Source organism: Mycobacterium gallinarum (assembly GCF_010726765.1).
Classification (GTDB): domain Bacteria; phylum Actinomycetota; class Actinomycetes; order Mycobacteriales; family Mycobacteriaceae; genus Mycobacterium; species Mycobacterium gallinarum.
Window position 1 is genome coordinate 2,089,361 of record NZ_AP022601.1, and the last position, 24,920, is coordinate 2,114,280.

A 24,920-nucleotide genomic window follows, 5' to 3' on the forward strand; every position below is an offset into this window, starting at 1 on the left:
ACGCATGGCCATCTCCGTTCAGATGCCCGCACTCGGTGAGAGCGTCACCGAGGGGACTGTCACCCGCTGGCTCAAGCAAGAGGGAGACACGGTCGAACAGGACGAGCCGCTGTTGGAAGTGTCCACCGACAAGGTCGACACCGAGATTCCCTCGCCCGCCGCCGGCGTGCTGCAGAAGATCGTGGCCCAGGAGGACGACACCGTCGAGGTCGGCGGCGAGTTGGCCGTCATCGGCGAGGCGGGCGAATCAGGCGGAGATGATGACTCCGGATCCGACTCCGAGCCCGACGAGAAGCCCGCCGAAGAAGAGCCCGAGCCTGCCGAAGAACCTGCCGCGCCGGAGGAGCCCGCCGCTGAGGAGCAGGAAGAAGAAGCGCCCGAGCCGGAATCCAAGCCCGAATCCAAGCCCGCCGCCAAGTCATCAGGTTCGGCCACGTCGGTGAAGATGCCCGAGCTCGGTGAGTCCGTGACCGAGGGCACCGTGACCCGGTGGCTGAAGAAGGTCGGCGACACCGTCGAGGTCGACGAGCCGCTCGTCGAGGTGTCCACCGACAAGGTCGACACCGAGATCCCGTCGCCGGTGGCGGGCACGCTGGTGTCGATAACCGCTGAAGAGGACGACACCGTCGAGGTCGGCGGCGAGCTGGCCAAGATCGGTGACGCGGATGCAGCAGCTGAGCCCGAACCGGAGCCCGAGCCCGAACCGGAGCCCGAGCCGGAGCCCGAACCCGAACCCGAGCAAGAAGCCAAGCCGGAAGCCAAGGAAGAACCCAAGCAAGAAGCCAAGCCCGAGCCAAAGCCCGAACCCAAGCAAGCGCCCGAGCCAAAGCCAGAACCCAAAGCGGAGCCCAAGCAGGAGGCGAAACCCGAGTCCGAGGCGCCGTCGGGTGACGGCTCGCCATATGTGACGCCCTTGGTCCGAAAGCTGGCCGCCGAGAACGACGTCGACCTGGCCTCGGTGAAGGGAACCGGCGTCGGCGGACGCATCCGTAAGCAGGATGTCCTCGCCGCCGCCGAAGCCAAGCGGGCACCGGCGGCCGAGCCGGCCGCACAAACGCCTGCGACCCGGGCGGCCGCACCGCAGCAGCCGGCCACACCGGCACCCGCGTTGGCGCATCTGCGCGGCACGACGCAGAAGGCCAACCGGATCCGGCAGATCACCGCGAAGAAGACGCGTGAATCCCTGCAAGCCACAGCACAGTTGACACAAACCCACGAGGTCGACATGACCAAGGTGGTGGCGCTGCGGGCCAGGGCGAAGAAGGACTTCGCCGAGCGCGAAGGCGTCAACCTCACGTACCTGCCGTTCATCGCGCGTGCGGTGATCGACGCGCTGAAGACGCATCCCAACGTCAACGCGAGCTACAACGAAGAGTCCAAGGAGATCACCTACTACGACGCCGAGCACCTCGGTTTCGCGGTGGACACCGAGCAGGGCTTGCTCTCGCCGGTGGTCAAGAACGCCGGGGACCTGTCGCTGGCCGGGTTGGCCCGCGCGATCGCCGATATCGCCGATCGCGCGCGTTCGGGGAATCTCAAGCCAGACGAACTGTCCGGCGGCACGTTCACGATCACCAACATCGGCAGCCAGGGCGCGCTGTTCGACACCCCGATCCTCGTTCCGCCGCAGGCGGCGATGCTGGGCACCGGCGCGATCGTGAAGCGGCCGCGGGTGATCGTCGACGATTCGGGTAACGAGTCGATCGGTGTGCGCTCCATCTGCTACCTGCCGTTGACGTATGACCACCGGCTGATCGACGGTGCAGACGCCGGACGTTTCGTGACCACCATCAAGCGGCGTCTCGAGGACGGCGCGTTCGAGGCCGATCTGGGTCTCTAAGACCGGGAAGGACTGCCGTCCGTCGTGTCCGACGCCGTCATTGCGATTGCCGGATCGTCCGGCCTCATCGGTTCTGCTTTGGTGTACGCCCTACGGGCCACCGATCGCCGGGTGCTGCGCATCGTGCGCCGCGCACCGTCCAACCCCGACGAGGTGTTTTGGAACCCCGACACCGGCGAATTCGACCCGGGCGCGCTGGCCGGGGTCGACGCCGTGGTGAACCTGTGCGGTGTGAACGTCGGCGACAAACGATGGTCGGGCGCGTTCAAGCAGGCCCTGCGCGACAGCCGTATCGGGCCGACCGAGGTGTTGTCCGCCGGGGTTGCGGAAGCCGGTGTGCCCGTGCTCGTCAACGCCAGCGCGGTGGGTTACTACGGCAATACCGGCAGCCGCACCGTCGACGAAACCGCGCCCCCAGGCGACGGCTTCCTGGCTCAATTGAGCCAGGACTGGGAGGCCGCGGTGGCGGCTGCCGAGAGTAGCGGCGCCAGGGTGGTTCTGCTGCGCAGTGGACTCGTCCTGACGGATGCCGGCGGGGTGCTCGGCCGCCTCAAACTGCTGTTCTCGCTTGGCCTGGGTGCCCGACTCGGCGACGGACGCCAATACATGCCGTGGATCAGCCTGGAGGACGAGGTGCGCGCGATACTGTTCGCGATCACCAAGGACGAGTTGTCGGGTCCGGTGAATCTGACCGGACCCGCGCCGGTCACCAACGCCGAGTTCACCACCGCCCTTGGACGCGCAGTGAACCGCCCCACACCGCTGATGGTGCCCGGCTTCGCGTTGCGGGCCGCGTTCGGTGAGTTCGCCGACGAAGGCCTGCTCGGAGGCCAGCGCGCCATTCCGGCCGCCCTGGAGCGCGCCGGATTCGAGTTCCACCACAACACGATCGGCGAGGCGCTGGCGTTCGCCACCGCGCCGAAGGCCGGCTAACGCGTACCGTCAAAGACATGGCGCCAGTGTCCATTCGGTCGGTGACGACACCCATCGACGTGCAACGACTCGGCACCGTCGACTATCGGCAGGCGTGGCAGCTGCAGCGCGAGCTGGCCGACGCACGCGTCGCAGGCGGCCCCGACACACTGCTGCTGCTCGAACACCCGTCGGTCTACACGGCGGGCAAGCGCACCCTGCCCAGTGAAAGACCCGGCACGCCCGACGTTCCCGTCATCGATACCGACCGCGGCGGCAAGATCACCTGGCACGGTCCCGGACAGTTGGTGGGCTATCCGGTGATCGGACTGGCCGAGCCTTTGGACGTGGTGAATTTTGTTCGGCGCCTTGAGGAGTCGCTCATCACGGTGTGCGCTGACCTCGGCTTGGAGACCTGCAGGATCGAGGGCCGCTCCGGCGTGTGGGTGCGTGGGTCTTCCTCGAGATCGGCTGCCGCTCCGGCCCGCAAGGTGGCCGCCGTCGGTATCCGGGTGTCGCGATCGACGACACTGCACGGGTTCGCGCTGAACTGCGATTGCGACCTGTCCGCGTTCTCGGCGATCGTGCCGTGTGGCATCTCCGATGCCGGGGTCACCTCGTTGACCGCCGAGTTGGGCCGGCAGATCCGGGTCGCCGACGTCATCGAGCCGGTAGCCGCGGCCGTCGATGCCGCCCTCGACGGCCGCCTGTCGGTAGCATTGACGCAGTGACAACCGCTCCTGGGTCCAACGTCGCCGGCCATGCCGCTCCGGAGGGCCGAAAGCTGCTGCGTCTCGAGGTGCGCAACGCCGAGACGCCGATCGAGCGTAAGCCGCCGTGGATCAAGACCCGAGCCAGGATGGGCCCGGAGTACAAGGAGCTCAAGGCGCTGGTTCGCCGCGAGGGCTTGCACACCGTCTGCGAGGAGGCGGGCTGCCCCAACATCTTCGAATGCTGGGAGGACCGGGAGGCCACCTTCCTCATCGGCGGCGAGCAGTGCACCCGGCGTTGCGACTTCTGCCAGATCGACACCGGCAAACCCGCCGAACTCGACCGTGACGAGCCGCGCCGCGTCGCCGAAAGCGTGCAGGCGATGGGACTGCGTTATTCGACGGTCACCGGGGTGGCCCGCGACGACCTTCCCGACGGCGGAGCCTGGCTGTACGCCGAGACGGTCCGCGCCATCAAGCAACTGAACCCGAACACGGGCGTGGAGTTGCTGATCCCCGATTTCAACGCCGATCCGCAACTGCTGGCTCAGGTGTTTCAAGCACGGCCAGAAGTGTTGGCCCACAACGTCGAAACGGTGCCCCGCATCTTCAAGCGGATTCGGCCGGGCTTCCGCTACGAACGCAGCCTTTCGGTGCTGACCGCGGCGCGCGCCGCCGGTCTGGTCACCAAGTCCAACCTGATCCTCGGCATGGGCGAGACACCGGACGAGGTGCGCGCGGCATTGACCGATCTGCACGAGGCGGGCTGCGACCTCGTCACCATCACGCAGTACCTGCGTCCGTCGGTGCGCCATCACCCCGTCGAGCGCTGGGTCAAGCCCGAGGAGTTCGTCGAGCACGAGGGCTTCGCCACCGAGCTCGGCTTCGCCGGTGTGCTCGCCGGCCCGCTGGTGCGGTCGTCGTACCGCGCCGGACGCCTCTATGCACAGGCCGTCGCGGCAAGGCCCGCGAAGCCTTCCGGAGCCGCCTCGGCGGCGACATCGCAGTCCGTATCCTGAACAAATGGCAAAACCCCGCAACACCGCCGCGAACAAGGCGGCCAAGGCCGAAGCCAAGGCGGCCCGGAAGGCAGCCTCCAAGCAGCGCCGCAGCCAGCTGTGGCAGGCCTTCCAGATTCAGCGCAAAGAGGACAAGCGGCTCTTGCCCTACATGATCGGCGCGTTCGTGCTGATCGTGGCGGCCTCGGTGGCCCTCGGAATCTTCGCCGGCGGGTTCACCACGTACCTGATGATTCCGCTGGGCGTGGTGCTTGGAGCGCTCGTCGCGTTCATCATCTTCGGCCGCCGGGCGCAGAAGTCGGTGTACCGCAAGGCCGAAGGGCAGACTGGTGCGGCGGCGTGGGCGCTGGACAATCTGCGCGGCAAGTGGCGGGTCACTCCCGGCGTCGCGGCCACCGGTCATTTCGACGCGGTGCACCGGGTGATCGGACGTCCCGGCGTGATCTTCGTGGGTGAGGGTTCGGCGTCGCGGGTCAAGCCGCTGCTGGCTCAGGAGAAGAAACGCACCGCGCGCCTGGTGGGCGACGTCCCGATCTACGACATCGTGATCGGCAACGGCGAGGACGAGGTTCCGCTCGCCAAGCTCGAACGCCACCTCAACAAGCTGCCCGCGAACATCACCGTCAAGCAGATGGACTCACTGGAGTCGCGGCTGGCGGCGCTCGGCAGCAAGATTGGACCAGCCGCGATGCCGAAGGGCCCGTTGCCGGCACAGGCCAAGATGCGCGGCGTGCAACGCACTGTCCGAAGGAAGTGATACCGGTCCGGGGGGAAACAGGTGTGCACTGCGTGCGATTGGGCACCGCACTTCGCTGCCTTCGGTCGGACTAGTCGCACACACCTGACGCGTCGCACGCTGCTGACGGCCGCCGCCGTCACGGTCGCGGTGACAGCGGCCAGCGCGTGTACGGTCCAGCCCGGGTCCGAGGCCCCGCAGACGTCGGCCGGCGGCGATCCTGATCACGCCGACTTCGTGTTCCGCAACGGCCCGATCTACACCGTGTCGACCGCGGCGCCATGGGCCGAGGCCGTCGCCGTCACCGGCAACGCGATCAGCTACGTCGGCGACGAAGCGGGCGCGATGGCACTTGCCGGACCGGACACCAAGGTCATCGATCTGGCGGGCCGACTGCTCATGCCCGGGTTCGTGGAGGGCCACATCCACCCGTTTCTCGGGGCATTCCTGACCACCGGCGTCGACCTGCAGGTGCCGACCGGAGCCGACGCATTGGCCGCAATCGCCCAGTACGCCAAGGACCACCCCGAGGGCCCGGTGCGTGGATTCGGTTGGCGCGTAGACATGTTCGGCCCCGAGGGGCCGACCCGCGCCGACCTCGACAAGGTCCTGCCGGACCGTCCCGGCTTCTTCTTCGCCATCGACGGGCACAGCCTGTGGGCCAACAGCAAGGCGCTGGAGACGGCGGGCATCACCCGCGAATCCGAGGACCCCATCCCCGGATTCAGCTACTACGTCCGCGACGAGAACGGCGAACCGACCGGCTACGTCCTCGAAGTCAATGCCGTGCTCGGTCTGGTCAACGCGATCGAGCCGATCTCCCCCGAGACCATGGGAAAGCTCATGGAGGCGTGGCTGCCGAAGGCTTCGGCGGCGGGCATCACGTCGGTGTTCGACGCGGGTGTGCCACCCATCGGTGACGACCAGGGCGCGTTGATCGAGCTCTATGCCGCCACCGAGTCCAGGGGCGCGTTACCGTTCCGCGTCGTCGCGTCCTACAGCGTCAAATCGCCACCGGTCGACGACGCGGCCGCCAAGTTGACCGACATCCGCGACCGGATCTCGACCGAGCTGGTCCAGGTCGGCGCCGTCAAGATCATCGGTGACGGTACGCAGGGTGGATACACGGCGTGGCTGATCGACCCGTACGCGGACAAACCCGACTCCGCGGGGGCGTCGCCGTTCACCGAAGACCAGTGGCATCAACTGATCGGCGGAGTCGACGCCGCCGGCTTCGACGTGCACGTCCATGCGTGTGGTGAACGGACCGCACGCGTCGCGCTGGATTCCATCGAGCGGGCCATCGCGGCGAACCCGCCCCGGGACCGCCGACACACTGTCGCGCATCTGGTCTATGTTCAGGACCCCGACAACCAGCGGTTCGGCAAGCTCGGAGTCGTCGCCCAGTTCTCCGCGAACTGGATGTCCGCTGACCCGGACACCGTGGTGAACATGGCGGCCCGGTACGGCAAGCCCCGCCAGGATCTGATGTACCGCGCGCGGGACGTGTTGGAGACCGGCGGCCGCATCTCGTTCGGCACCGACTGGCCGGCGGCGGGGTACTACTCGACCTACAAACCGCTGGATTCAATACAGCTCGGGGTGACACGGCAATTGATCGGCGACCCCGACGCCGAAGTGCTGCCACCTGCCGACCAGCGGCTGTCAGTCGAGGAGGCGGTGCACTCCAACACGCTGGGTGCCGCCTACCAGATCCGGTTGGACGACAAGGTGGGCTCGCTCGAGGTCGGCAAGCTCGCCGACATGATCGTTCTCGACAAGAACATCCTCGAGGTCGATCCGCACGACATTCACCAGGCCCGGGTCACGATGACCATGATGAACGGCGAGATCCGTCACCAGGTCTGAGGCATCAGCGCTTGACGACCGCCGTGCCCGTGAAGCGGTCCTGGTAGCCGCGCAGATCGCTGTCGGTGAACAGCGCCGGGATGACGAAGAACACCAGGATCCCGCGTACGGTCGCGCGGCCGAGGCCGACGTGAATCCGATTGTCGATGGAGGCCACCCGCACGCCGAGTGCCAGCTGACCCGGAGTGAAGCCGAACAGGCGCACGGAGATGATGCCGAGCACGACCCAGACCACGGCGATGGAGGTGGATCCCAGCGGGGTGTAGAGGAAGGTCTGCTGGTTCATCAGACCGACCGCGACGAGAAGACCGACCAGCCCGTACGCAATGAACCAATCGATCAGCAACGCGGCGATGCGCCTGCCGAAGCCGGCGATCGATCCGGGACCGGACGGAGGCAGGCCGAGGCGCTGACCGGGGTATTCGTTGGCTCCTGATTCGCCGCTCGGGTCCGAACCCGACAGCCAGGACCCCAGGGGACGGGTCATACTGTCAGGATATGCGCTGCGGCATTGCGTAACTTCGGCGCAACATGAGGTTGATGACGGTGCAACATCCTGTCCATAGCGTCAACGCGCGGGTTACCAGATATAAGGAGAGTTCTCAGTGGCAGATAAGACGGCTGACGACGTCATCAAGCTGATCAAGGATGAGGAAGTCGAATACGTCGACATCCGGTTCTGCGATCTGCCCGGCGTGGTCCAGCACTTCTCGATCCCGGCGTCCGCGTTCGACGAGAGCGTTTTCGAGGACGGTTTGGCCTTCGACGGTTCGTCGGTGCGCGGCTTCCAGTCGATCCACGAATCCGACATGATGCTGTTGCCCGACCCCGAGACGGCGCGCATCGATCCGTTCCGTGCCGCCAAGACGGTGAACCTCAACTTCTTCGTGCACGATCCGTTCACCCGCGAGGCGTACTCGCGCGACCCGCGCAACGTGGCCCGCAAGGCGGAGAACTACCTCGCCAGCACCGGAATCGCCGACACCGCCTACTTCGGCGCCGAGGCCGAGTTCTACATCTTCGACTCCGTAAGCTTCGACTCGAAGATGAACGGCACGTTCTACGAGATCGACTCCGAGGCCGGCTGGTGGAACTCCGGCGAGCCGTTCGAGGCCGATGGATCCCCCAACCGCGGTTACAAGGTGCGCCCCAAGGGCGGCTATTTCCCCGTCGCACCGTACGACCACTACGTCGACCTGCGCGATCAGATCACGACCAATCTGCAGAACGCGGGCTTCGAGATCGAACGCGGCCACCACGAGGTGGGCACCGCCGGGCAGGCCGAGATCAACTACAAGTTCAACACGCTGCTGCACGCGGCCGACGACCTGCTGCTGTTCAAGTACATCGTGAAGAACACCGCATGGGCCGCCGGTAAGACGGTGACCTTCATGCCCAAGCCGCTGTTCGGTGACAACGGGTCCGGCATGCACGCCCACCAGTCGCTGTGGAAGGACGGCCAGCCGCTGTTCCACGACGAGTCGGGTTACGCGGGCCTTTCGGACACCGCGCGCCACTACATCGGCGGCATCTTGCACCACGCGCCGTCGCTGCTGGCGTTCACCAACCCGACGGTGAACTCCTACAAGCGTCTGGTCCCAGGCTATGAAGCCCCGATCAACCTGGTGTACAGCCAGCGCAATCGGTCGGCCGCGGTGCGTATCCCGATCACCGGCAACAACCCGAAGGCCAAGCGTCTCGAGTTCCGCGCCCCCGACAGCTCGGGCAACCCGTACCTGGCGTTCGCGGCGATGATGATGGCCGGCCTGGACGGCATCAAGAAGAAGATCGAGCCGCAGGCGCCAGTCGACAAGGACCTCTACGAGTTGCCGCCGGACGAGGCCGCCAGCATCCCGCAGGCTCCGACATCGCTGTCCGCGGTGATCGACAAGCTCGAAGAGGATCACGAATACCTCACCGAGGGTGGAGTTTTCACCGAGGACCTGATCGAGACCTGGATCTCCTACAAGCGGGAGAACGAGATCATGCCCGTGCAGATCCGTCCTCACCCCTACGAGATCGCCCTTTACTACGACGTTTAGTCGGCTCGCAACAAGGAGCTCTGACCGAAGGGCCGGTGGCGTTTGCGCCGCCGGCCCTTTGGGCATTCAGCTGTGAAAATCCTGTCCGTCCTCACGTAGGGTTGCAGCACATGACGACCAATCTGGACGCACGTCTCGCCAGCTACTCATCCCCCGTCTTGAGCCTTTTCCGCATCGTCTTCGGCCTGATGTTCATGATGCACGGCACGCAGAAGCTGTTCGACTGGCCGATCGCTGCGCCCGCGCCGATAGAAACGGGCTCCTTCCCGTACTGGTGGGCCGGCCTAATCGAACTGGTCCTGGGTATCCTGATCACCCTCGGGCTGTTCACTCGAATCGCGGCATTCATCGCCTCTGGGGAGATGGCATTCGCGTACTTCTATGCACACTGGCCCATCCTCAAGGGCGATGCGACTCAACCGTTCTGGCCGATCGCCAATGGCGGTGAACTGGCCGTCCTGTACTGCTTCGGCTTCCTGCTGCTCGCCACCACGGGAGGCGGCGCCTGGGCCGTCGACAGCCGCCGTCGCGCCCGCGGCGGAGGTGTGGCGCCGAACCGTGTGGTCACCGGAACCGCCGCGCCGGCAGGTCATGCAACCGGTGCGCCCGTCCGCCGCGGCGGACTGCTCAGCCGATTCCGCCGCCGCTAGTCCAGCGCCATGTCCTTACGGAACTTGCGCATACCGTCGATCTTCTCGTCGAGGGTGGCCAGCGGTCCCGAGTAGAACATCCACGGCATCGTGATGATCCCGTCGATTCCGCCCGCCTGCGCGCGGTCGTAGTGCTCGGGGGTGAACGCATCGGTCAGCGGCGTGATCACGACGAAGTCGTCCATCGACAATCCCTGCGCGGCCCGCATCTCGCGTAGCTTTTCCACACGTATCAGCGCCTGGTCGGTACTGATCAGGTCGCCGATCCAGCCGTCGTGTTTCGCGGCGCGACGCAGTGCGATGTCGGAGAGACCACCGACGTAGATCGGAATGGGCGGTGGCGTCGGCTCCATCTCCAGCCGCGGGGTCTGGTAGAACTCGCCGTCGAACTCGGTCCAGCCCGGCTTCCAGAGCTCCTTCATCAGCGCGAGCATCTCGTCGGTGCGCTTACCGCGACGGGCGAACTGCTGCCCCATGAGGGTGAACTCTTCCTCGCACCAGCCGACGCCAATGCCGAGTTCCAACCGTCCACCGGCCAACAATGCCGACGTGCCAATCGATTTCGCCGCCGAGTACGGGTCACGCATCGCGGGCAGGTAGACGGTCGTCACGAAACGCAGCCGCGTCGTCACCATGGCGAGGGCGCCGATCAGCACCCAGGGGTCCGGCCAGTCGGTGAAGGCTTCCCACCGCCGCTTGCCGTCCTTGGTATACGGATACGGCGTCTTCAGCGTCTCGAGGTTGATCACATGGTCTGGGATGCCCAGACCGTCGTAGCCCAGATCATCGGCGGCCTTGGCGATCTCGACGACTTCGCCGGTGTCGAGGAAGGCAGCGCTCACATAGATCTTCATCCGGCGTCACGCGCCCACGCCGGGCGAATGAACACGCCTTCCGCCTCGACCGTCGGGCCGTCGGCATCCTTCAAATAGCCTCGGGCGAAAGTCTTCACACCCTCGGACCGCTCTACAAAAGCCTCCGCGCGCAACGGCCCCAGCGGCGTGCCACGCAGATACCGCAGTGAGATCGTGCCGGTGAACTTCGGCTGGGTCAGCCCCTCGCTGGCCGCCTCGCCGAGCAGGTGGTCGAGCACCAGGGCGCAGATGCCGCCGTGCACCCATCCCGGTGGCCCCTCGTAGGCGCCGCTCAGGGTGAATTCGCTCCAGCACTGTCCATCGTCCTCGTGGTGGATGATCATCGGTGGCGCGATCGCATTCCGCAGTCCCACAGCGGGATTGGCCCACGCCAGCGGCCGCCCGGTGGCCTCGTGCCGCAGCGTCGACGTGACGGCGCGCTTCTTGCTTTCGAGCAGCGCGGTCAACGCGTCGATCTTGTCCTGGGCGTCGCGCACGGTGTCCTCGTCGACCTCGGTATGCAAACCGGCGTCGATGAGCCTGCGCACCGATTCCGTCAGCGGTCCGTAGAGCGCGCGTTGGCGCTCGTACTCCGCATCGCTGATCACGTCGAACCCGAAGTCCATGCTCACTCGCCGAACACCTTTCGTACCACTGCTTTTGCCCTACGCGTGACACGTAAGTAGTTGTCGAGGAACTCGCCGCCGTCGTCGCTCTTCCAGCCGGCGGCCAGCGCCACCGCATTGAGCTGACGTCCCGGCCCCGGAAGCTGATCGGTCGCCTTCCCGCGCACCAGCACCAGCGCATTGCGCGCCCGCGTCGCGGTCAGCCAGGCCTGCCGAAGCAGTTCGACATCGCCCTCGGCGATCAGCTCGGCCGCGCCGATCGCGTTGAGTGCCTCGAGCGTCGAAGTGTTGTGCAGCGCAGGAACTTTGTGGGCGTACCGCAGCTGTATCAGCTGCACTGTCCACTCGATGTCGGCGAGTCCGCCGCGGCCGAGCTTGGTGTGCGTATTCGGGTCGGCGCCGCGCGGCAGTCGTTCGGCATCTATGCGCGCCTTGATGCGCCGGATCTCCTGGACCGCCTGCTGCGAGACACCGCCCGCGGGATACCGCGTCTTGTCGATCATCAACAGGAAGCGCTCCCCTAGATCGGGATCGCCGGCCACCCGGTGCGCGCGCAGCAGCGCCTGCACCTCCCACGTCTGCGCGTACTTCTCGTAGTAGGCCTCATAGGAGGCAAGCGTTCTCACCAACGGACCGCTGCGGCCCTCGGGTCGCAGGTTGGCGTCGACCTCCAACGGCGGATCCGCGGACGGCGTGCCGAGCAGCGTGCGCACCTTCTCCGCCACCGACACCGACCACTTGACCGCGACCGACTCCTCGAAGCCCGCGTTCGGTTCACACACGAACATCACGTCGGCGTCCGACCCGTAGCCCAATTCGGCGCCACCGAGACGGCCCATCCCGATCACGGCGATACGCGCGGGCGCGCCGTCTTCGCCCGTGTTGTCCCGGATCACCGCCTCCAGCGCGGCCTGCAGTACGGCCACCCACACCGACGTCAGCGCCTGGCACACGTCGGTCACCTCGAGCATGCCCAGCAGGTCGGCCGACGCGATGCGAGCCAGCTCGCGCCTGCGCAGGGTGCGTGCCGCGGCGATGGCCCGCACCGGGTCGGCATGGCGCCCCGCCGAGGCGACAAGCGCTCGGCCGACCCCTTCCGGCTCGACTTCGCACAGCTTGGGTCCGCTGGGGCCGTCAGCATAGAGCTGGATGACCTCAGGGGCCCTCATCAGCAGTTCGGGCACATAGGCCGAGGTGCCCAGCACTTGCATCAGCCGCTTGGCCACCGCACCCTCGTCGCGAAGTGTCGACAGGTACCACCGCGCGTCGGACAGCGCCTCGCTGATCCGCCGGTACGACAGCAGACCGGCGTCGGGGTCGGGCGTATCCGACAGCCAGTCCAGCAGCGTCGGCAGCAACACCCGCTGCACCTGCCCGCGGCGGCCGCCCTCGCCCGTCAGCGCCCTCAGATGGGTCAGCGCGCTCTGCGGCCCCTCATAGCCGAGCGCGGCCAGCTGACGCTCGGCGGCGTCGGCACTGAGTCCCTCCGGAATCCCGAAGGCGCCAACCGATTCCAGCAGCGGCTGATAGAACAGCTTGGCGTGCAGCCGCGATACCCGCATGCTCTGCCGCTTCAGCTCTTCGCGCAGCACGCCGAGAGCATCGTGGGTGCCGTCGGGGCGAATGTGTGCGGCCCGCGCCAGCCAGCGCAGCGCCTCGTCGTCGTCATCCTCGGGGAGGATGTGCGTGCGCTTGAGCCGTTGGAGCTGCAGTCGGTGTTCGAGCAGCCGCAGGAACTCATATGACGCGGTCAGGTTCGCTGTGTCGTCGCGGCCGATGTAGCCGCCGTTGCCGAGCGCGGCCAGCGCGTTGACCGTCGACGCCACGTGCAGCGATTCGTCGTGGCGGCCGTGGACGAGCTGCAGCAGCTGGACCGCGAACTCGACGTCACGCAGCCCGCCGGGGCCGAGTTTGATCTCGCGGGTCCGCATGCCTGCCGGCACGTTGTCGATGACGCGACGGCGCATCGCCTGCACCTCGGTGACGAAGTCTTCCCGCTCGCACGCCGTCCACACCATCGGCATCAAAGCGTCGATGTACTGCTTGCCGAGCTCGGCGTCGCCGACGGCGGGTCGCGCCTTCATCAACGCCTGGAACTCCCACGTCTTGGCCCAGCGCTGGTAGTAGGCGACATGCGAGTCCAGCGTGCGAACCAACTGGCCGCGTTTGCCCTCCGGACGTAGCGCGGCGTCCACTTCGAAGAACGCATCACCCGCGAAGCGCATCATCTCGCCGGCCACCCGGGTCGCGATCGCGAGCTGGTCCGCCGAGCCCTCCGCCACGAAGATCACGTCGACATCGCTGACGTAGTTCAGCTCGCGCGCACCGCACTTGCCCATCGCGATGACGGCCAGCCGTGGCATCTCGCCGCCCACCGACTTGTGCGCAACGGCCAACGCTGCGCCGAGCGCCGCGTCGGCAAGGTCGGACAGATGCTCACCAACCGTCGTGAACGGCAGGACGGCTTCGTTTTCCACGGTCGAAGCCAGGTCCAGACCCGAAAGCACCAGCAGCCGGTCGCGGTACAGGCTTTGCAGCGGTTGCAGCGCATCCCTTGTGTCCGTTGCCTTTTCGGCGAGATCACCGAAGATCGCGCGCAACTCCTCGGCCGACGGCAACGTCACCCGTCCGGCCAACAGCTTCCAGCTCTCGGGGTGGGCGACAAGGTGGTCGCCGAGCGCCAGCGACGACCCGAGCACGCTGAACAGCCGGCCGCGCAGACCGCGGTCGGTCAGCAGTTGCTGATTGAGTTCGCTCCAGCCGTCGCCCAATGCGTCGACCAAACGGACCATCGCGGCGAGCGCGGTGTCGGCATCCGGTGCGCGCGACAACGACCACAACAACTCGACGTGGGAATCGGTGTTCCAACCCAGCCGATCGAGGTCGGCGGGCGCCGAGGGTTCGACCAGCCCAAGGCGTCCCACGCTGGGCAGCTTCGGTCGCTGCGTCGCAGGTTTGGCCACGGCTCGACGTTAGCGCACCAGCTCCAGGGGCTGGATTACAGACGGCTACAGCGACAAGTACGTCTTGAGCTCGAACGGCGTGACGTGGCTGCGGTAGTTCTCCCACTCGGCGCGCTTGTTGCGCAGGAAGTAGTCGAACACATGCTCCCCCAACGCTTCTGCGACCAGTTCGGAGTTCTCCATCTCGCCCAGCGCCACACCGAGGCTGCCCGGCAGCTCCTTGTAGCCCATCGCGCGGCGTTCCTCGGGGGTGAGGTTCCAGACGTTGTCCTCGGCCTGGGGGCCCAACACGTAGTTTTTCTCGATGCCGCGCAGCCCCGCGGCGAGCAGGACGGCGAAGGTCAGATACGGGTTGCACGCCGAGTCGGGGCTGCGCACCTCGACGCGTCGCGACGATGCCTTGCGCGGTGTGTACATCGGGACCCGCACGAGCGCCGAGCGGTTGGCCGCTCCCCAGCTCGCCGCGGTCGGCGCCTCGCCGCCGTGGACGAGCCGCTTGTAGGAGTTCACCCACTGATTGGTGACGGCGCTGATCTCGTTGGCGTGTTCGAGGATGCCCGCGATGAACGACTTGGCGACATCGGACAGCTGCAACACGTCATCGGGGCTGTGGAAGGCGTTGTTCTCGCCCTCGAACAAACTCATGTGGGTGTGCATTGCCGAGCCGGGATGTTCGGAGTACGGCTTGGGCATGAACGTGGCCCGCACCCCGTCGCCGAGCGCGACCTCCTTGACGACGTAGCGGAAGGTCATCACGTTGTCGGCCATCGACAGCGCATCGGCGTAGCGCAGGTCGATCTCCTGCTGGCCCGGTGCGCCCTCGTGGTGGCTGAACTCGACCGAGATGCCCATCTGCTCGAGTGCGTCGATGGCGTGGCGGCGGAAGTTCGGCGCGGCGTCGTGCACGGCCTGGTCGAAGTAGCCGCCGTTGTCGGCGGGGACGGGCACGCTGCCGTCGTACTCACCCGGCTTGAGGAGGAAGAACTCGATCTCGGGGTGCACGTAGCAGGAGAAGCCGAGGTCGCTGGCTTTGGACAGCTGGCGGCGCAGCACGTGGCGCGAGTCCGCCCACGAGGGCGAACCGTCGGGCATCGTGATGTCGCAGAACATGCGGGCCGAGTGGTGGTCGCCGGCACTGGACGTCCACGGCAGCACCTGGAAGGTGGACGGATCGGGCCGTGCCACCATGTCGGCCTCGGAAACCCGGGCGAAGCCTTCGATCGCCGAACCGTCGAAGCCGATGCCCTCCTCGAACGCGCCTTCGAGTTCGGCGGGCGCGATGGCGACCGATTTGAGGTATCCGAGCACATCGGTGAACCACAACCGGACGAAGCGGATATCGCGTTCTTCCAGCGTGCGCAGCACGAATTCCTTCTGCCGGTCCATGTCCGCAGGGTATGCACCGGCTGTTAAATCTGTGTTACGGCGATGAGCGCTTGCGCGAAGAGCAGGTAAATCGGGCGGGTTCGATCAGCAGTGCGTACGGTCAGGCGTCGAGTTCGTAGCTCAGCCAGGTCGACTTCGACGCGCCGATTCCGTCGTAGAGCCGCTGCGCCGTCGCGTTGTCCGGGGCCGTCTCCCACACCAACTTCTCGGCACCGCGGTCGCGGCACAGCTGCAGACCCCGCTCGATCAGCGCCCGGCCGGTGCCGGTGCCACGCGCCGCCGACTCCACGTACAGATCGTTGAGCACGCCGACGCGTGCGGCGTACAACGTCTGCCAGGTCCAGTAGATCGTCGCGAACCCCAGCGGTGTCCCGTCGACGCGCGCGATCAGCTGCACACCCTCGTCTGGGTTGTCGATCAGCGCGTTCGACAGGGCCAGCAGCCGCTCATCGGACGGATCCACGCGATAGAAGTCGCAATAGCCGCGCATCATCGGTAACAGCTCCGGCAGATCCGAAACCGTGACACCGGTGATGTTCACTCGCAACGGACGCCCTCCGGCGGGACCGTGAGATCGACCAGGTATTTCGCCGCGATGTCGTCGATGCAGCCCTCGCCCTGGAAGCCCACCGTGTGCTGAGTGCCGACGAAGGTGACCAGCGTGCCGCCCAGCTGACGCGCCAGGTCGACGCCCGCCTCGTACGGGGTGGCGGGGTCGTTGGTCGTCGAGATCACCAGGATCGGCGGTAGCCCGTCGACCTTGATCTCGTGCGGTTCGGTCGTCGGAGGGACGGGCCAGAACGCGCAGGTGCCGAGCGGAGCGTGCCCGGTGAACTCGCCATAGCTCATGAACGGCGCCGCTTCACGGGCCCGCCGGTCCTCCTCGACGGCCTTGGCGCGGTCGGTCACCGCCGGCTTGTCGACGCAGTTGACCGCCACGCGGACGTCGGTCGAGTTGTTGTAGTGGCCGTTCTCGTCGCGGCCCATGTAGAGATCGGACAGCGCCAGCATCGTGTCGCCCTCCCCCTGCTTGATCTCCTTGAGGGCCTGGGTGAGGTGGCGCCACAGATTCGGCGAGTACAGCGGCAGGATGGTGCCGACGATCGCGTCGGAGTAGCTCAGCCCGCGCGGATCACGCGTCTTCAACGGGTCTTCCACCAGCGGGTCGACCATGCTGCGGTAGACGTCGACCGCCTTGGCGGGATCGGTGCCCAGCGGACAGTCCGCGTCCTTGGCGCAGTCGGCGGCGTAGTCGTTGAACGCTGTCTGGAATGCCTTGGCCTGGCGAATGTTGGCCTCGGTGGGATCGGCGTTGGGGTCGATGGCGCCGTCGAGGATCATCGCGCGCACCTTGTCCGGATAGGCCTCCGCGTACAGCGCGCCGATGCGGGTGCCATACGAGTAGCCGAGATAGTTCAGCTTCTCGTCGCCGAGCGCCTCCCGCATCGCGTCGAGATCCTTGACGACACTGGCAGTTCCGACGTTGGCAAGGAATTCGTCGCCCATCTTGTCGATGCAGCGCTGAACGAACGCCTTGGTTTCGGACTCGATGTGCTCGACACCCTCGGGCGTGTAGTCCACCTGAGGGTCGGCGCGGAGCCGGTCGTTGTCGGCGTCAGAGTTGCACCACACTGCGGGCGTGGAGGCGGCCACGCCGCGCGGGTCGAAGCCGACCAGATCGAATCGTTGGCGGACGCTGTCGGGCAGCAGCCCGACCATGCTGGTCGCCGCCGCGACACCCGACTCGCCAGGACCGCCGGGGTTGACGATCAGGGAGCCGATCTTGTCTCCGGTCGCCTTGAACCGGATCATCGCCAGCCGCGCGACCTCGCCGTCAGGCTCGGCCCAGTTCACGGGAACCGACAACATGCCGCACTCGGCACCGACGGGGGCCGGTTCGCCGTCGGAGGACGAGTTCTCGCACTCCCCCCATTCGATCGGCGTTCCCGGCGGGGGCACGGCGACCACGCCGCGCCCCTCGACCAAGTTCGTGCAACCGGCGACCAGCAACATCAACGCCGTCACTTGGACGCCGATCTTCAGGCTCATGGCACCACATGCTGCCATGACCGCACATCCGCGCTGGCTAGGCGGCTATCGCGTGGCGCTGAGCAACTCGTCGAGGGCGGCCTTGAAGTCGTCGGCCATGTCCCACAGATCGGGCAGCAACTCCGGGCATGACACGATCCCGACGTTCAGTTTGCCGGCCAACGACATCACCGTGATGTTGAGGCCGGAGCCGTGGAAAATCGGCCCCAGCGGATACATGGCGTCCACCTCGCAGCCCAGGTAGTACAGCGGAACCTGCGGGCCGGGGACGTTGGAGACGACGAGGTTGTGCACCGGCCTGGCCCCGCTCAGCCGACTGGCGGCGTAGACCCGCATCGCGACACCGAAAACCGCGGGCGCCGCGAACTGGGTCCAGTCCTGCAGCAGGGTCGCCCCGATCGCCGAACTGTGTTGTTTGGCAACCGAATTCGAGTCGGCGATGGATTTCAGTCGCTCCGCTGGGTCCTCGATCTGAGTCTCAAGCTTGGAGAACATGCCCGACACCTGGTTGCGGCCGGGCCGGTCCGACTTGTCGTGCACCGACACCGGCACCATGGCGACCAACGAGTTCTCCGGCAACTCACCGCGATCGTCGAGGAACTTGCGCAGCACACCGGACACCAGCGCCATCACCACGTCGTTGACCTTGACCCCGAAGTGGTTCTTGACGGTCTTGATGTCTTCGAGGTCCAGCTGCGCGAACGCCACGTTGCGATGTCCGGTGACGTTGCTGTTCCAGGCGGTCTTGGGAGCGACGAACGGGGCCGTCATGGCGTTGCCCCCGCGGGCGCGGCGGGCGGTGTCCACGACCGTCGACAGGGTCGACGGAAGCGCATTGATCAACTTGAGCGGCCGGGTGGCGTACTTGACCGCGCCAGAGACCGCGATCTCGAGGGAGCTCGCATCGCCAGGACCGTCCACCGGATCGGGCGGCGGAGCATCGGCTTCGGTGCTGCACAGCTGCGACATCAGGTTGGCCCCCGAGACCCCGTCGACACCGGAGTGGTGGACCTTCGTCATCACGACGATGCGCCCGCCGTCCTGCGGGTCGGTGCCCTCGACGTTCTCGATCACCCACTTCTCCCACAGCGGCCGGCTGCGGTCGAGTTGCAGCGAGGCGATGTGCCCACAGATCTCGGCCAATTCGCGGCGACCGCCCGGGGCGGGCAAACCGATGCGGTGCAGGTGCCGGTCGACGTCAAAATCCCTGTCCTCCACCCACACTGGATGGTCGAGGTTGAACCTGCTGTCGGCGAGCTTCTCCCGGAATTGCGGCATCGCCTTGATCCTCAGGTCGAACGCGTCGCGGAAACGGTCGAAGGTGTACCCGCCCGGCATGGTCGACGTGTCCAGCTCGAGGATCGAACACACATGCAGCGGTTGCTGCGCGGTCTCGAGATACAGGAAACTGGCGTCGAGTCCGCTTAACCGTTGCATGCCGCCGATGTTAGGCCGGGCTGAGCCCGGTGTGAGGAAATCCACTCAACGCGCCTTTCAACTTCGGCGCCCGAAGTGGCAGACTGAACAGGTCAGACGAACCCGGGGACCCGGATGGGCCTCGAGGATCGACCGGACCAACCCGTGAGGGACAACGATGTCTGAGCAGACTGTCTATGGCGCTGCCGCGGAGAAGCCGCGGACGAAGGTCCGTACCCTTCACCTCCAGAAATGGAAATCAGAAGGTCACAAGTGGGCCATGCTGACGGCCTACGACTTCTCCACCGCCCGCATTTTCGACGATGCAGGCATTCCCGTCCTGCTGGTCGGCGATTCGGCGGCCAACGTGGTGTACGGCTACGACACCACGGTGCCGGTGACTCCCGACGAGCTCATCCCGCTGGTCCGCGGCGTCGTCCGCGGCGCGTCGCACGCACTGGTGGTCGCCGACCTGCCGTTCGGCAGCTATGAGGCGGGCCCGCAGCAGGCTCTTGCCACGGCCACCCGGTTCATGAAGGAGACCGGTGCGGGTGCGGTCAAACTCGAGGGTGGCGAGCGCGTCGCCGATCAGATCGCGACCCTGACCCAGGCCGGCATCCCCGTGGTCGCGCACATCGGGTTCACCCCGCAGAGCGTCAACGGCCTGGGCGGGTTCCGCGTCCAGGGCCGCGGCGACGGCGCCGAGCAGACCGTCCACGACGCGATCGCCGTGCAGGAAGCCGGGGCCATCGCCGTGGTGCTCGAAATGGTTCCCGCTGAACTGGCCACTCAGATCACCGGCAAGCTGACCATTCCCACCATCGGCATCGGAGCCGGACCCAACTGCGATGCGCAGGTGCTGGTGTGGCAGGACATGGCCGGCATGACGAGCGGTAAGACCGCAAAGTTCGTCAAACGCTTCGGCGATGTGGGTGCCGAATTGAGCCGCGCCGCAACGCAGTATGCCGACGAGGTCGCGAGCGGGACGTTCCCCGCCGAAGAGCACTCCTTCTAATTTTTCACCCGCGAACGTGGGTTACCCACACGCATCTACACAGATTCGCGTGTTACAAGTCCACACTCGGCGCGCAGGCTCGCGAGCTAGGAGAACTCCGGCTTCCGCTTGGCCATGAAGGCATCGACGCCTTCGCGGCCGTCGGCGGAGTTGGCACGTTCGGCGATCAGCCGGCTCTCGAATTCCATCTGCTCCTCGAGACCGCTGCTGAACGTCGACAGCATCAGTGCCTTCACGGAGCCGTTGGACCCGGCGCAGGTGGCCGCCATTTTTTCGGCCAGCGCGTCGGCACGCGCGGCCAATTGATCGTCGGGCACCACCTCGGTGACCAGACCCCACTGTGCGGCGTCCTGAGCCGAGAGAGTGCGATTGGTCAGCATCAGTTCCTTGGTCTTGGTGATGCCGATGAGCCGCGGCAGGAAGTACGACGAGCTGCCGTCCGGCGAGAGCCCCACCTTGGTGTAGGCCATCGTGAACGACGCCGACTCCGCGGCAAGGACGAGATCGCCCGTCACCGCGATCGAGAAGCCTGCTCCGGCGGCGGTGCCGTTGACCGCGGTGATGAGCACGGCGTCCATCCGTGAGAAGCTCGAGATGGCGCGATGCAGATCGTTCGCGACGCCCTTGATGTGCAGGCCCCTGTCGGGCGCAGGCGCAAAGGACTTCAGATCGCCTCCGGCGCAGAAGAACCGACCCGAACCGGTGAGCACGACCACCTTCGTCGCCGCGGTGTCGCAGCGCCGGGCCGCATCGGCGAGCTCGCGAGTCATGGTGTCGGTCATCCCATTTGCGGCGTCGGGCCGGTTCAGGGTGATCCGGGTGATGGCACCGGACGGCTCGAATTCGATCGTTTCGTAGTCGGTCACCCCTGGACCTTATCGCCGCTGTCCAACTGCTCAACCTCTCCCCCGGCCTCCTCGTTTACCTGAATGTGGCAGTCTTGCCCGCACCATGGGCAAATCCACTTCGAGCTATCTGGAGGTCGAGCGCAAGTTCGACGTCGTCGACTCCACCGTCTCCCCGTCATTCGACGGGCTCTCGGCGGTCGCGTCGGTGAAGCGTTCTCCCGTGCAGCAACTCGACGCCGTCTACTTCGACACCCCCAACCGCGACCTGGCCGCGCACCGCATCACGTTGCGCCGGCGCACCGGCGGCCCCGACGCCGGATGGCACCTCAAGTTGCCCGCAGGTGCCGACGCCCGCACCGAGGTGCGGGAGCCGCTGGACAGCTCGGGCGACGACGTGCCGGAGGCGCTGCGCGACGTCGTGTTGGCCATCGTGCGGGACCGGCCGTTGGCTCCCGTGGCGCGGATCTCGACCGAGCGCACCGTCGACATGCTCTACGGACGTGACGGCGTGGCGCTCGCGGAGTTCTGCGATGACCAGGTCACCGCCTCGGCCGGGCTGGACGGCGCGGAACAACGGTGGCGCGAATGGGAGCTCGAGCTCGCCGAGGGCGGCGATCGAGAACTGCTGGAGCGGCTCGCGAACAGGCTCCTGGATGCCGGCGCGGTACCTGCCGGGCACGGTTCCAAGCTGGCCCGGGTACTCGAATCGACGGCCGAGTCCGAGCCGTCGGAGCTGCCGGACGATCCGATCCACCGGGCGGTGGCCGGACATGTCGACGAGTTGCTGGAGTGGGATCGGGCGGTTCGCGCCGATGTCTACGACTCCGTACACCAGATGCGCGTCACGACACGCAAGATCCGCAGTCTGTTGCAGTCGTCCGAGGACGCGTTCGGGATCACCGACGACGCCTGGATCCTCGACGAACTGCGCCAGCTCGCGTCCGTGCTGGGTGTGGCGCGCGACGCCGAGGTGCTCGCCGAGAAGTACGAGAAAGCACTCGACGAACTGCCCGCGGAATTGATCCGCGGTCCGGTGCGCGAGCGACTGGTCGACGGCGCGAAGAAGCGCTACTCCGCGGGGCACCGGCGATCGCTGATCGCGATGCGCTCCGATCGGTACTTCCGGCTGCTCGATGCTCTCGAGGCATTGGTGGCCACCCCCCCGCCACCGCCGGCGCCCGGTGACGAAGAGCCCACAACGCTGACCATCGCCGCCGCGTACAAGAAGGTCCGTAAAGCGGCCAAGGCAGCGGACACCGCCGAGTCCGACGCCGAGCGAGACGAAGCTTTGCACCGAATTCGTAAGCGCGCCAAACGACTTCGGTATACGGCGTCGGCGACGGGTGACGACAAGGTGTCCGACCGCGCGAAGGCCATTCAGTCGTTGCTCGGCGATCATCAGGACAGCGTCGTCAGCCGGAATCACCTCAGCAAGGAGGCCGCCGTCGCGCACGCCGCCGGCGAGGACACCTTCACCTACGGGGTGCTCTATCAGCTTGAAGCCGAAGTCGCACGTCGAGCCGAGGAGAGCCTCGGCGCCGCACTGAAGAAGCTGAGAAAGTCCGTTCGCTAGGAGTCGTGACTCAGACGGTTGCGTGGACTCCGTGCAGAATGCGGCGCAGCTCGAGCATCGCGTCGTGCAGCTCGGTACGCACGGCGGGTTCGGTGGTGCAGTACTCGGAGGCGATCTGCGCGGTGGAGCGCCCGAGGTAGTACGCCCGGTAGATGAGCTCGCGGTGCGGAATCGACAGCAGCGCCATGGCCTGTCGAATCACCTTGCCGTCGGTCACGGCGAAAGCACCGCGTGCGGGTCGAGCACCGAGGGATGGTCGACGATGTAGTCGAGTATGTGGTCGTGCGCCTTCGCGAGGTGGTCGCCGATGAGACGCGCCGTGGTGGCGGCATCCCCGCGTTCGACGGCGGCCAGTATCTCCGCATGCTCGCTCCCGATGTGCCCGGTCTGACCGATCACCTCGAGGTGCAGGTACACGTAGCGATCGGTCAAGCGCCGCAAGTGCTCGATCAGTTCGATCGTGCGCGGGCGGTTGGACCGGCGGTAGACCGCGGCGTGGAATTCGGTGTTGGCCGCGAGCCAGGTGCGCGCATCGGTTGGCTCTGACATGATCGCCAGCTGCCTTCGCATGTAGATGATGTCGGCGCGGCCGACGTGTGGGACGGCGATGGCGGTGGTCTTCGGCTCGATCGACAGCCGCAGGTCGTACAGCTCCTGAAGTTCCTCGATCGACATGCGGGTGACGATCGCGGTGGCGTTGGACAGCGGCTGCACCAGGCCTTCGCTGGCGAGCAGCGCCAACGCGTCGCGCACCGGGATCCGGCTGACGCCGAACCGTTCGGCGAGGCCGACCTGGGCGAGCTTGGCGCCGGGCGCGACGTCCCCGTGCAGGATCTCGGCCCTGAGCTGTGCGGCGATGCGTGCTGCGGAACTTTCGGATGCCATCGCGGTGTCCTGTCTACGATCTTGAGTTCTTGTATACAGATGCTGGCTGTGAGGTCCCATGGAAAGAGGATGAGTTGGCCTGTAAGCCGGATTCTGTTCCGCACCGTAGGGCGTGCGCGGTCATGGGTTGGTCCCCGAAAATACCTGCGAAAAGTCGACGTCCTTCGATGCGATGCAATTACGCTTTCGCCTTGGGGGTCGAGCTTCAAGTCAGTTTCAGGGGTGGAGCAATATGCGTGGAATCCTTATCAACACCGCCGTGCTAGCCATTTTCCTGGGCGCCGCTCCAATCGCCGCCGCCGACGATGTGCCCGGCATCAACGACGACGCAGTGCTCGGCGCACCTTGTGACAGCGCTAGCCGATACATCTATGGACGCGGCCCTAGCGGCGAGCCGCTCGCCTGTGTCGCGTTCGACGGCGCGGGCCAGTGGGTTCAATCCATGCCTCTGGTCGGTGTTCGTGAGGTCGGCTCTCCATGCGTCGATGAGAGTGACGGCGTTGCTCAATCTCCTGACGGTCTGGGTCTGGTGTGTGCCTCCGACATGGGATGGCAGCCCGGCCCGTAGGTCTCTTTCGCTCGATTGACTCGGTGCTCGGATCCGCTGCGGACGGCGGCGACCCCGAGTGGCTGAATATGCAAGACATAGGGCGGATGAGTTGGCCTGTAAGCCGGATTCTGTTCCGCACCACCGCGAGTGATCACGGCGGTGAGGCGGCGACCATCCATCTGGACACACCGTTGCCGGGTGCCTCAAGCGGCCTACCCGCAGGCTCGGGCGAGCAGCCCTCGGACGCCTGCGCGGCCGCACCAGGTGCGGCCTTCTTGGCCTTGCTTCGGGTGGGGTTTGCCTAGCCACTCCGGTCACCCGGAATGCTGGTGCGCTCTTACCGCACCGTTTCACCCTTACCGCCTCCAGGGCGGCGGTCTGTTTTCTGTGGCACTGTCCCGCGAGTCACCTCGGATTGCTGTTAGCAATCACCCTGCTCTGCGAAGTCCGGACTTTCCTCGAATCATCTTGCGACGATCCGCGGCCGCCCGGCCAACTCATCCGCGCAATAAACTTAGCTCATGTCCCAGGTTCCCCCGGCCCGTTATCTCCTGCGGGCCAAGGATCTGGTCGACGCACGCTATTCGGATCCCATCACCGTCGACGACCTCGCCGCCGCGGCGGGACTGTCGAGGGCCCATTTCAGCCGGATGTTCACCCGGACGTTCGGGGAATCTCCCCGGGCATATCTGCAGACCAGGCGTTTGGAGCGCGCGGCGTCATTGCTGCGCCACACCGACCGCTCCGTGGCCGACATCTGCGTGATGGTGGGACTGCAAAGCGTCGGGTCGTTCACCACCAGCTTCTCGCGGGTGTACGGCATGCCCCCCGCCGCGTATCGGGCCAGCATGCCGCCGGCAGCAATCTACGCGCGAGTGCCCAGTTGCATCCTCGCGCGCGACACCCGGCCGCCCGCCGACAGCCGCGTGCGTAAGACAGCACACGGGGAGAAGACGGGCGACGGCGACCGAACGTAG

The 24,920-nt window shown here is 66.4% G+C and carries 23 protein-coding genes and 1 other RNA gene; 12 read left to right on the forward strand and 12 right to left on the reverse strand.

Annotated features, from left to right (window positions below):
* The first annotated feature begins 4 nt into the window (after positions 1 to 4).
* Genes sucB through G6N42_RS10370 form a run of 6 tightly spaced genes read left to right on the forward strand, consistent with a single transcriptional unit; the run spans position 5 to position 7,086 of the window.
* On the forward strand, positions 5 to 1,840 hold the full coding sequence (gene sucB / locus G6N42_RS10345) for a 2-oxoglutarate dehydrogenase, E2 component, dihydrolipoamide succinyltransferase (RefSeq protein ID WP_163729328.1): 1,836 nt from the start codon (positions 5 to 7) through the stop codon (positions 1,838 to 1,840).
* A 24-nt stretch (positions 1,841 to 1,864) separates the two neighbouring features.
* Positions 1,865 to 2,773: a TIGR01777 family oxidoreductase gene (locus G6N42_RS10350; RefSeq protein ID WP_163729330.1), complete on the forward strand. Its 909-nt coding sequence runs from the start codon at positions 1,865 to 1,867 to the stop codon at positions 2,771 to 2,773.
* A gap of 17 nt (positions 2,774 to 2,790) precedes the next feature.
* Positions 2,791 to 3,483, forward strand: a complete 693-nt coding sequence (gene lipB / locus G6N42_RS10355) for a lipoyl(octanoyl) transferase LipB (RefSeq protein ID WP_163729332.1) — start codon at positions 2,791 to 2,793, stop codon at positions 3,481 to 3,483.
* Positions 3,480 to 4,481 carry a lipoyl synthase gene (gene lipA, locus G6N42_RS10360; RefSeq protein WP_163729334.1) on the forward strand — a complete coding sequence of 334 codons (1,002 nt, stop codon included), beginning with the start codon at positions 3,480 to 3,482 and terminating at the stop codon, positions 4,479 to 4,481. The genes lipB and lipA overlap by 4 nt, the downstream gene beginning before the upstream one ends.
* A gap of 4 nt (positions 4,482 to 4,485) precedes the next feature.
* Complete coding sequence (locus tag G6N42_RS10365) at positions 4,486 to 5,238, forward strand: DUF4191 domain-containing protein (protein WP_083125426.1); 753 nt, start codon at positions 4,486 to 4,488, stop codon at positions 5,236 to 5,238.
* Positions 5,239 to 5,259: 21 nt separating this feature from the next.
* The gene (locus G6N42_RS10370) at positions 5,260 to 7,086 is read left to right on the forward strand and encodes an amidohydrolase (protein WP_163729336.1); all 1,827 of its coding nucleotides are present in this window, start codon (positions 5,260 to 5,262) and stop codon (positions 7,084 to 7,086) included.
* Positions 7,087 to 7,090: 4 nt separating this feature from the next.
* On the opposite strand, the gene G6N42_RS10375 is transcribed toward G6N42_RS10370, so the two are convergent.
* Positions 7,091 to 7,573 (reverse strand): RDD family protein, encoded by a 483-nt coding sequence (locus G6N42_RS10375; RefSeq protein ID WP_163729338.1) that lies wholly within the window; start codon positions 7,571 to 7,573, stop codon positions 7,091 to 7,093.
* Positions 7,574 to 7,691: 118 nt separating this feature from the next.
* Here G6N42_RS10375 and glnA (G6N42_RS10380) point away from each other — a divergent pair, with 118 nt between their 5' ends.
* Positions 7,692 to 9,128 (forward strand): type I glutamate--ammonia ligase, encoded by a 1,437-nt coding sequence (gene glnA / locus G6N42_RS10380; protein ID WP_163729340.1) that lies wholly within the window; start codon positions 7,692 to 7,694, stop codon positions 9,126 to 9,128.
* A 110-nt stretch (positions 9,129 to 9,238) separates the two neighbouring features.
* Positions 9,239 to 9,778 carry a DoxX family protein gene (locus G6N42_RS10385; protein ID WP_163729342.1) on the forward strand — a complete coding sequence of 180 codons (540 nt, stop codon included), beginning with the start codon at positions 9,239 to 9,241 and terminating at the stop codon, positions 9,776 to 9,778.
* On the opposite strand, the gene G6N42_RS10390 is transcribed toward G6N42_RS10385, so the two are convergent.
* The 7 genes from G6N42_RS10390 to G6N42_RS10420 all read right to left on the reverse strand — a co-directional run bounded on the left by G6N42_RS10390 (position 9,775) and on the right by G6N42_RS10420 (position 19,093).
* The gene (locus tag G6N42_RS10390) at positions 9,775 to 10,632 is read right to left on the reverse strand and encodes a TIGR03619 family F420-dependent LLM class oxidoreductase (RefSeq protein WP_163729344.1); all 858 of its coding nucleotides are present in this window, start codon (positions 10,630 to 10,632) and stop codon (positions 9,775 to 9,777) included. The two genes, G6N42_RS10385 and G6N42_RS10390, sit on opposite strands and share 4 nt — an antisense overlap.
* The gene (locus G6N42_RS10395; protein WP_163737282.1) at positions 10,629 to 11,258 is read right to left on the reverse strand and encodes a PaaI family thioesterase; all 630 of its coding nucleotides are present in this window, start codon (positions 11,256 to 11,258) and stop codon (positions 10,629 to 10,631) included. The genes G6N42_RS10390 and G6N42_RS10395 overlap by 4 nt, the downstream gene beginning before the upstream one ends.
* 2 nt (positions 11,259 to 11,260) lie before the next feature.
* Positions 11,261 to 14,221 (reverse strand): bifunctional [glutamine synthetase] adenylyltransferase/[glutamine synthetase]-adenylyl-L-tyrosine phosphorylase, encoded by a 2,961-nt coding sequence (locus tag G6N42_RS10400; RefSeq protein ID WP_163729346.1) that lies wholly within the window; start codon positions 14,219 to 14,221, stop codon positions 11,261 to 11,263.
* A 45-nt stretch (positions 14,222 to 14,266) separates the two neighbouring features.
* Positions 14,267 to 15,607, reverse strand: coding sequence for a type I glutamate--ammonia ligase (glnA, locus tag G6N42_RS10405; protein WP_163729348.1), 1,341 nt, complete (start codon positions 15,605 to 15,607; stop codon positions 14,267 to 14,269).
* 100 nt (positions 15,608 to 15,707) lie between these two features.
* The gene (locus G6N42_RS10410; RefSeq protein WP_232076530.1) at positions 15,708 to 16,148 is read right to left on the reverse strand and encodes a GNAT family N-acetyltransferase; all 441 of its coding nucleotides are present in this window, start codon (positions 16,146 to 16,148) and stop codon (positions 15,708 to 15,710) included.
* Positions 16,145 to 17,656: an alpha/beta hydrolase gene (locus tag G6N42_RS10415; RefSeq protein ID WP_197905530.1), complete on the reverse strand. Its 1,512-nt coding sequence runs from the start codon at positions 17,654 to 17,656 to the stop codon at positions 16,145 to 16,147. The genes G6N42_RS10410 and G6N42_RS10415 overlap by 4 nt, the downstream gene beginning before the upstream one ends.
* Positions 17,657 to 17,701: 45 nt before the next feature.
* Complete coding sequence (locus tag G6N42_RS10420) at positions 17,702 to 19,093, reverse strand: WS/DGAT/MGAT family O-acyltransferase (protein ID WP_163729355.1); 1,392 nt, start codon at positions 19,091 to 19,093, stop codon at positions 17,702 to 17,704.
* Between the two features lie 157 nt (positions 19,094 to 19,250).
* Between G6N42_RS10420 and panB the strand changes: the two genes are divergently transcribed.
* Entirely contained in the window at positions 19,251 to 20,087 is an 837-nt protein-coding gene (panB, locus tag G6N42_RS10425; RefSeq protein ID WP_163729356.1) for a 3-methyl-2-oxobutanoate hydroxymethyltransferase, read from the forward strand.
* An 86-nt stretch (positions 20,088 to 20,173) separates the two neighbouring features.
* Here the strand turns inward: panB and G6N42_RS10430 are convergent, their stop codons facing one another.
* Positions 20,174 to 20,953 (reverse strand): enoyl-CoA hydratase/isomerase family protein, encoded by a 780-nt coding sequence (locus G6N42_RS10430; RefSeq protein ID WP_163729358.1) that lies wholly within the window; start codon positions 20,951 to 20,953, stop codon positions 20,174 to 20,176.
* A gap of 85 nt (positions 20,954 to 21,038) precedes the next feature.
* Between G6N42_RS10430 and G6N42_RS10435 the strand changes: the two genes are divergently transcribed.
* Positions 21,039 to 22,508 (forward strand): CYTH and CHAD domain-containing protein, encoded by a 1,470-nt coding sequence (locus G6N42_RS10435; RefSeq protein ID WP_163729360.1) that lies wholly within the window; start codon positions 21,039 to 21,041, stop codon positions 22,506 to 22,508.
* 10 nt (positions 22,509 to 22,518) lie between these two features.
* Here G6N42_RS10435 and G6N42_RS10440 read toward each other — a convergent pair whose 3' ends face one another.
* Complete coding sequence (locus tag G6N42_RS10440; RefSeq protein ID WP_163729361.1) at positions 22,519 to 22,725, reverse strand: sigma factor-like helix-turn-helix DNA-binding protein; 207 nt, start codon at positions 22,723 to 22,725, stop codon at positions 22,519 to 22,521.
* Positions 22,722 to 23,393: a GntR family transcriptional regulator gene (locus tag G6N42_RS10445; RefSeq protein ID WP_163729363.1), complete on the reverse strand. Its 672-nt coding sequence runs from the start codon at positions 23,391 to 23,393 to the stop codon at positions 22,722 to 22,724. Before G6N42_RS10445 ends, G6N42_RS10440 begins: the two co-directional genes overlap by 4 nt.
* Before the next feature lie 232 nt (positions 23,394 to 23,625).
* Here G6N42_RS10445 and G6N42_RS10450 point away from each other — a divergent pair, with 232 nt between their 5' ends.
* A complete protein-coding gene (locus G6N42_RS10450; RefSeq protein ID WP_163729365.1) occupies positions 23,626 to 23,961 on the forward strand; it encodes a hypothetical protein in 336 nt (111 codons plus the stop codon).
* A gap of 83 nt (positions 23,962 to 24,044) precedes the next feature.
* On the opposite strand, the gene rnpB is transcribed toward G6N42_RS10450, so the two are convergent.
* An RNA gene (gene rnpB / locus G6N42_RS10455) (RNase P RNA component class A) lies at positions 24,045 to 24,443 on the reverse strand.
* 21 nt (positions 24,444 to 24,464) lie between these two features.
* On the opposite strand from rnpB, the gene G6N42_RS10460 reads away from it, so the two are divergent.
* Positions 24,465 to 24,920, forward strand: coding sequence for a helix-turn-helix transcriptional regulator (locus tag G6N42_RS10460; RefSeq protein WP_163729367.1), 456 nt, complete (start codon positions 24,465 to 24,467; stop codon positions 24,918 to 24,920).

Bases quoted from the DNA above. Each gene is read 5' to 3' on its own strand.
- sucB (WP_163729328.1), top strand. From the start codon at position 5: ATGGCCATCTCCGTTCAGATGCCCGCACTCGGTGAGAGCGTCACCGAG.
- lipB (WP_163729332.1), top strand. From the start codon at position 2,791: ATGGCGCCAGTGTCCATTCGGTCGGTGACGACACCCATCGACGTGCAA.
- G6N42_RS10365 (WP_083125426.1), top strand. From the start codon at position 4,486: ATGGCAAAACCCCGCAACACCGCCGCGAACAAGGCGGCCAAGGCCGAA.
- G6N42_RS10375 (WP_163729338.1), bottom strand. From the start codon at position 7,573: ATGACCCGTCCCCTGGGGTCCTGGCTGTCGGGTTCGGACCCGAGCGGC.
- G6N42_RS10385 (WP_163729342.1), top strand. From the start codon at position 9,239: ATGACGACCAATCTGGACGCACGTCTCGCCAGCTACTCATCCCCCGTC.
- G6N42_RS10390 (WP_163729344.1), bottom strand. From the start codon at position 10,632: ATGAAGATCTATGTGAGCGCTGCCTTCCTCGACACCGGCGAAGTCGTC.
- G6N42_RS10395 (WP_163737282.1), bottom strand. From the start codon at position 11,258: ATGGACTTCGGGTTCGACGTGATCAGCGATGCGGAGTACGAGCGCCAA.
- glnA (WP_163729348.1), bottom strand. From the start codon at position 15,607: ATGGACCGGCAGAAGGAATTCGTGCTGCGCACGCTGGAAGAACGCGAT.
- G6N42_RS10415 (WP_197905530.1), bottom strand. From the start codon at position 17,656: ATGAGCCTGAAGATCGGCGTCCAAGTGACGGCGTTGATGTTGCTGGTC.
- G6N42_RS10420 (WP_163729355.1), bottom strand. From the start codon at position 19,093: ATGCAACGGTTAAGCGGACTCGACGCCAGTTTCCTGTATCTCGAGACC.
- panB (WP_163729356.1), top strand. From the start codon at position 19,251: ATGTCTGAGCAGACTGTCTATGGCGCTGCCGCGGAGAAGCCGCGGACG.
- G6N42_RS10435 (WP_163729360.1), top strand. From the start codon at position 21,039: ATGGGCAAATCCACTTCGAGCTATCTGGAGGTCGAGCGCAAGTTCGAC.
- G6N42_RS10445 (WP_163729363.1), bottom strand. From the start codon at position 23,393: ATGGCATCCGAAAGTTCCGCAGCACGCATCGCCGCACAGCTCAGGGCC.
- G6N42_RS10450 (WP_163729365.1), top strand. From the start codon at position 23,626: ATGCGTGGAATCCTTATCAACACCGCCGTGCTAGCCATTTTCCTGGGC.
- G6N42_RS10460 (WP_163729367.1), top strand. From the start codon at position 24,465: ATGTCCCAGGTTCCCCCGGCCCGTTATCTCCTGCGGGCCAAGGATCTG.